Source organism: Streptomyces sp. E11-3, from assembly GCF_046540415.1.
GTDB lineage: Bacteria > Actinomycetota > Actinomycetes > Streptomycetales > Streptomycetaceae > Streptomyces.
This window is the reverse complement of record NZ_JAZGRL010000001.1, coordinates 3649194-3655458: the sequence shown is the minus strand read 5'-3', so window position 1 is coordinate 3655458 and position 6265 is coordinate 3649194. Positions and strand designations below refer to the sequence as shown.

Below are 6265 nucleotides of genomic sequence, written 5' to 3'. Positions count from 1 at the left end.
CTCTCCCTCCCCCGCCGCCCACTCCCTCGACAGTCTCCGGAGCGGAGCCCCCGGGCTCGTCGTCGCCTACGAAGCGGCCGGTGCCGTACTCGAGAAGCAGGGCCTGGCCGGGACCCGTGCCGCCGTGTACCTCGTACTCGACCGGTCCGGGTCGATGCGCCCGTACTACAAGGACGGCAGCGCGCAGAACCTGGGCGAGCAGGTACTCGCACTCGCCGCGCACACGGACGAGGACGCGACCGTCCAGGTCGTCTTCTTCTCGACCGAGGTCGACGGCACCGGCACCCTCACCCTCGCCGAGCACGAGGGCCGGATCGACGAGCTGCACGCCGGGCTCGGCCGGATGGGCCGTACCAACTACGACCGCGCCGTAGCCGAGGTCATCGCGCTGCACAAGAAGTCGGCCGACCCGAAGCGCCCGGCCCTGGTCGTCTTCCAGACGGACGGCGCCCCCGAGTCGAAGACGGCCGCGACCCAAGCCCTCACCGCCGCGGCGAAGGACCACAGCAGCATCTTCTGGCAGTTCGTGGCCTTCGGGGAGCACGAGGCCAAGGCCTTCGACTACCTCCGCAAGCTGCACACGGACGACAAGGCCGACAACGCCGCGTTCTTCCACGCGGGCCCGGTCCCAGGCGAGCTCACCGACACCGAGCTCTATGAGGGCCTCCTCGCGACCTGGCGCCCGTAAGGCGCACGGCGGCGCCTCCGTGCCACGCGGGGGCGCCGCCGTCCACCCACCGAAATGCCGAACAGGCTCCCCCGGTCAGTCGGATACGATATTGACGTTCCGTAGACCAATTGATCACTCCACGTAGCGACTTGGGAGCAGCCTGCAATGGCTCGACACCTCATCACCAGCGCCCTTCCGTACATCAACGGGATCAAGCACCTGGGCAACATGGTGGGGTCCATGCTCCCTGCGGACGTGTACGCCAGGTACCTCCGCCAGCGCGGCCAGGATGTGCTGTACATCTGCGCGACGGACGAGCACGGCACCCCCGCCGAGCTGGCCGCCAAGGAGGCGGGCCTGCCGGTCGACGCGTTCTGCGCCGAGCAGCACGACGCTCAGAAGGCCGTGTACGACGGCTTCGGGCTGCGCTTCGACTACTTCGGCCGCAGCTCGTCCCCGCAGAACGTCGAGCTGACCCAGCACTTCGCCCGCAAGCTGCACGAGAACGGCTTCATCGAGGAGCGGGCGATCCGCCAGGTCTACTCGAACGCCGACGCGCGCTTCCTGCCGGACCGCTACATCGTCGGTACGTGTCCGCACTGCGGCTACGACAAGGCCCGCGGCGACCAGTGCGAGAACTGCACCCGGGTCCTGGACCCGACCGACCTGATTGACGCCCGCTCGGCGATCAGCGGCAGCAGTGACCTGGAGGTCCGCGAGACCAAGCACCTCTTCCTCCTCCAGTCCAAGCTGCAGCACGAGGTCGAGGGCTTCATCGACGCCGTCGGCGAGGAGTGGCCGCACCTCGCGTCCTCGATCGCCCGCAAGTGGCTGACCGAGGGGCTGCACGACCGCGCGATCACCCGTGACCTGGACTGGGGCGTGCCGGTCCCGGCCGACGTATGGCCGGACCTGGCGGCCGATGGCAAGGTCTTCTACGTATGGTTCGACGCGCCGATCGAGTACATCGGCGCCACGAAGGAGTGGTCCGACCAGGACCCGGCCAGCCGCGACTGGAAGTCCTGGTGGGACGAGAGCGCGGGCGCGGCGGACGTCCGGTACACGGAGTTCATGGCCAAGGACAACGTCCCGTTCCACTCGGTGATGTTCCCGGCGACGCAGCTGGGCACCCGTGAGCCCTGGAAGAAGGTCGACTACCTCAAGGCCTTCAACTGGCTGACGTACTACGGCGGCAAGTTCTCCACGTCGCAGAAGCGCGGCGTCTTCACGGACGCGGCCCTGGAGCTGCTGCCCGCCGACTACTGGCGCTACTTCCTGGTGGCCAACGCCCCCGAGTCGGACGACTCGTCCTTCTCCTGGGAGCACTTCTCGGCCACGGTCAACAAGGACCTCGCCGACACCCTCGGCAACTTCGTCAACCGCGTCCTGTCCTTCTCCCGCAAGCGCTTCGGCGACGACGTACCGGCGGGCAAGGAAGCGGGCGAGGCGGAGCAGAAGCTGGGCACGGAGATCGCGACGCTGCTCGCCGAGTACGAGTCCCACATGGACGCCCTCCAGTTCCGCAAGGCCGCGGCGGCCCTGCGCGCGCTGTGGTCCGCGGGCAACTCGTACCTGGAGGAGAAGGCCCCCTGGCTGGAGATCAAGACCGACCCGGAGGCCGCGGCCCTCACCCTCCGCACGGCGATGAACCTCATCCACCTCTACGCGGTGGTCTCCGAGCCCTTCATCCCGGCCTCGGCCGCGGCGATGCGCTCGGCCTTCGCCCTGACCGACGACACGGCGACCTGGGTCACCCCGGCCGACGCGCGCGCCCTGTCCTCGGTCCCCGCGGGTACGGCCTTCACGGTCCCGCCGGTCCTCTTCGCGAAGATCACGGAAGAGGACCTGGAGTCGTACAAGGAGCGCTTCGGCGGCGAGGAGTAAGGGCGAGGAGTAAGCGCGTCCACCGGACTCCCATATCCGGACTCCCGTATAGGGGCGGTATGGCGGCTGGTTCGACACTCGTGTCGAGTCCGCTGCCTACGCCTACCCATAGGGAACGCACGATGCGCCTTGACCGTCGTACCGATGATCATCCCCATGTCGTGCTGCTGGTAGGTGAGTTCACTCCTGGCACGGTGGACGCGCTCGGGAGCGGTGCCGAGGTCCGGCACTGTGACGGCAGGGACCGTGGTGCGCTGCTGGCCGCGCTCGCCGACGCGGACGCCGTGCTGGTGGGCGACACACCGGTGCTCGACCGGCAGGCCATCGACGCCGCCCCGCGGCTGAAGGTCATCGCGCGGGCCGGTGCCGGTGTGGACCAGCTGGACACCCAAGCCGCGACCGAACGCGGAATCCAGGTGACCGATGCCCCCGAAGCGGAGGCCCTGAGCACCGCGGAGCTGACCGTGGGCATGCTCCTCGCCGTCGCCCGCAACATCCCACAGGCGAACGCGGCGCTGTCGGCGGGCGCCTGGCAGCGCAGCCGCTACTCCGGTGTGGAACTCTCCGGCAAGGTGCTCGGCGTCATCGGTCTCGGCCGGGTCGGCGCCCTGGTGGCGGAGCGCCTGGCGGCGTTCGGCCTGGACGTGGTGGCGTACGACCCGCATGCGGCGCCGGAGCGTGCTGCCGCCCTCGGGGTGCGACTCGTCCCGTGGGACCAGGTACTGGCCGAAGCCGACTTCCTCAGCGTTCATGTGCCCAGGACGGCCGAGACCGCGGGGCTGCTCGGCTTCGACGCCCTGAGCCGGGTCAAGCCCGGGGTACGCATCGTCAGTGTCTCGCACGAAGAGGTCGTCGACGCCGGTGAGCTGTACGCGGCCCTGAAGGAAGGGCGGGTGGCCGCGGCGGCCCTCGACCTCTCCGCGGCCGGGGCGTACGCGGACACTGCACTGACCGAGCTGGACAACGTGGTGGTCACTCCCGGCCTCGCGGCACGCAGTGAAGAGGCCGCGAACAGGGCTGGTGCGGTCGCCGCGGAGTCGGTACGGCTGGCGCTCGCGGGCGAGTACGGCCCGAATGTGGTGAACATGCATGGGCACGCGATCAGTGCCGAGGTCCAGCCGTGGCTGGCACTCGCGGAGCGCCTCGGTGCGGTCCTCACCGCCGCGGGGTCCGTGCCGAAGGTGCTGGAGGTTCAGCTCCGGGGCGATCTCGCTCAGGAGGAGGCCGCCGGGGTACTGGAGCTGGCCGCGCTGAAGGGAGTCCTCAGCGGCCCGTCGGGGCATCCGGTCGGTCTCGTCAACGCTCCGTCGCGGGCCCGTGAGCACGGTATGACGGTCCGGCTCACCCGCGCCGCTGATGCGGGGAGCTACCACAGTGTCCTCAGCCTGCGTGGCATCCACGCGGACGGTGCGGTGACGAGCCTCGCGGGCACTCTCTTGGGCAGGCGCCGACAGCACCGGCTCACCGAGGCGTTCGGGCACGATCTGGAGCTCGCCCTCGACGGCAACCTCGCGGTGTTCCGTTACCCCGACCGGCCGGGTGCGGTGGGTGAGATCGGGGGTGAACTCGCGGACGCCGATGTGGGGATCGAGTCCATGCGGGTGGCCCGCGACGACAGTACCGGCACCGCCGTCGCCGCGCTGGTCACCGAAGTCCCGGTACCGCCGCACACGCTGGCCGCGGCCGCGGCCAGCGTCGGCGCGTTCCACAGCTGCACGGTGCGGGCCGGCCGCGACTGAGCGATGCGCGGCTCCGCGCTCTGGCCGGAGCCGCGCATCGCATCCCGAGCAGTCCTCGCGTCCCGCCGGACGCCCCCTAGAGGCCGGGACGCGGTCTGCGTGGTGCTGGGGCCGTCCAGTCGGCGGGTGCCCGGTACCCGGACGGGTCGGGCCAGTAGGCGGGGCGGGGGGCGGTGCTGGTGGCAGTGGAGTCGGAAGCCGCGCGGGCGGCGCTGAAGTGGGCGAGTACCGCGGTCAGGGCCGCGATCTCGTCAGGTTCGGGGTTCCCGCGCACTACCCGCAGGGGTGCGGCGGTCTGCTCGGCCATGGCGTCTCCTCGGTTCGGTGGGAATGCCGTTACAGCGGGGGAATCCCGTGCTTGCGCTCGGGCAGCGGGGCCCGCTTGGCGCGCAGCATCGCCAGGGAGCGGATCAGTACGGACCTGGTCTCGGCCGGGTCGATGACGTCGTCGACCAGGCCGCGCTCGGCGGCGTAATAGGGGTGCATCAGCTCGGACTTGTACTCTTTGATGCGCTGCGCCCGGGCGGCCTCGGGATCGTCGGCGGCCGCGATCTCGCGGCGGAACACCACATTGGCGGCGCCCTCCGCTCCCATCACGGCGATCTCGTTGGCGGGCCAGGCGAAGGAGAGGTCCGCGCCGATGGAGCGGGAGTCCATCACGATGTACGCGCCGCCGTAGGCCTTGCGCAGGATCAGCTGAACGCGCGGGACCGTGGCGTTGCAGTAGGCGTACAGCAGCTTGGCGCCGTGCCGGATGATCCCACCGTGCTCCTGGTCGCGGCCCGGCAGAAAGCCCGGTACATCGAGCAGGGTGACCAGGGGGATGGAGAACGCGTCGCAGGTCTGCACGAATCGGGCCGCCTTCTCGGATGCGGCGATGTCCAGGACTCCGGCGAGCGCCGTCGGCTGGTTCGCGACGATGCCGACCACCTGTCCGTCAAGGCGGGCCAGGGCGCAGACGATGTTGGGCGCCCAGTCGGCGTGGACCTCCGTCCAGTCCCCGTCGTCGACGATCTCGGCGATGACCTGGGTGACGTCGTAGGCCCGGGTGGGGTCGGCCGGGACCAGGTCGAGAAGGGACGCGGTGCGCCGGTCCGCCGGGTCCGACGTGGGCTCGTGCGGGGGCAGTTCGCGGTTGTTGGACGGCAGCAGGGACAGCAGGTGGCGCACCTCGTCGAGGCAGCTCTCCTCGTCGTCGTGGACGAAGGCCGCGACGCCGGTGGTCGCGCCGTGTACATCCGCGCCGCCCAGTTCGTTCTGGGTGATGCTCTCGCCGGTCACCGCCTGGACCACGTCGGGGCCGGTGATGAACATCTGCGAGGTGCCGCGCACCATGAAGACGAAGTCGGTCAGGGCGGGGGAGTAGGCGGCGCCGCCCGCGCAGGGGCCGAGCATCACGGAGATCTGCGGGATCACCCCGGAGCAGCGGGTGTTGCGGCGGAAGATCCCGCCGTATCCGGCCAGCGCGGTGACCCCTTCCTGGATACGGGCGCCCGCTCCGTCGTTGAGGGAGACCAGGGGGGCGCCCGCCGACTCGGCGAGGTCCATCAGTTTGTGGATCTTCTCGGCGTGCGCTTCGCCCAGCGCGCCGCCGAAGATGCGGAAGTCATGGGCGTACGCGAAGACGGTGCGGCCCTCCACCGTTCCCCAGCCGGTGACGACCCCGTCGGTGTGGGGGCGGCGGTGCTCCAGGCCGAAGCCGGTGGCGCGATGTCTTCGCAGCGGCTCGACCTCGTTGAAGGAGCCGGGGTCGAAGAGCAGGGCGAGGCGTTCCCGGGCGGTCAGCTTTCCCTTGGCGTGCTGGCGCTCGGTGGCCTGCGGTCCTGGGCCCTCGCTGGCAGCTTCCTGCACGGCACGGAGTTCGTCGGTTCTGGAGCGTAGCGACGGCGGCGGAGCCGGGGGAGTGGCGGGCCGGGCGACTGGAGGATCCGAAAGCACGGTCATGGCGGAAAGGCTTAGTTCAGCGGCCTCT

General features: G+C 70.4%; 5 protein-coding genes. 3 read left to right on the top strand and 2 right to left on the bottom strand.

All coding sequences use genetic code 11. The features are described 5' to 3' along the window. From U9R90_RS16755 to U9R90_RS16745, 3 genes are all read left to right on the top strand, one after another. On the top strand, positions 1-688 hold a 688-nt coding region (locus U9R90_RS16755), incomplete at its 5' end, for a VWA domain-containing protein (RefSeq protein WP_411057251.1). 147 nt (positions 689-835) lie between these two features. Then, positions 836-2554 carry a methionine--tRNA ligase gene (metG, locus tag U9R90_RS16750; RefSeq protein WP_411057250.1) on the top strand — a complete coding sequence of 573 codons (1719 nt, stop codon included), beginning with the start codon at positions 836-838 and terminating at the stop codon, positions 2552-2554. Positions 2555-2676: 122 nt separating this feature from the next. Beyond that, entirely contained in the window at positions 2677-4293 is a 1617-nt protein-coding gene (locus U9R90_RS16745; protein ID WP_411057249.1) for an NAD(P)-dependent oxidoreductase, read from the top strand. Positions 4294-4369: 76 nt separating this feature from the next. Here U9R90_RS16745 and U9R90_RS16740 read toward each other — a convergent pair whose 3' ends face one another. Both U9R90_RS16740 and U9R90_RS16735 read right to left on the bottom strand, forming a co-directional pair. After that, on the bottom strand, positions 4370-4600 hold the full coding sequence (locus tag U9R90_RS16740; protein ID WP_411057248.1) for an acyl-CoA carboxylase epsilon subunit: 231 nt from the start codon (positions 4598-4600) through the stop codon (positions 4370-4372). 29 nt (positions 4601-4629) lie between these two features. Then, positions 4630-6237 carry an acyl-CoA carboxylase subunit beta gene (locus U9R90_RS16735; RefSeq protein ID WP_411057247.1) on the bottom strand — a complete coding sequence of 536 codons (1608 nt, stop codon included), beginning with the start codon at positions 6235-6237 and terminating at the stop codon, positions 4630-4632. Positions 6238-6265 lie beyond the last annotated feature (28 nt).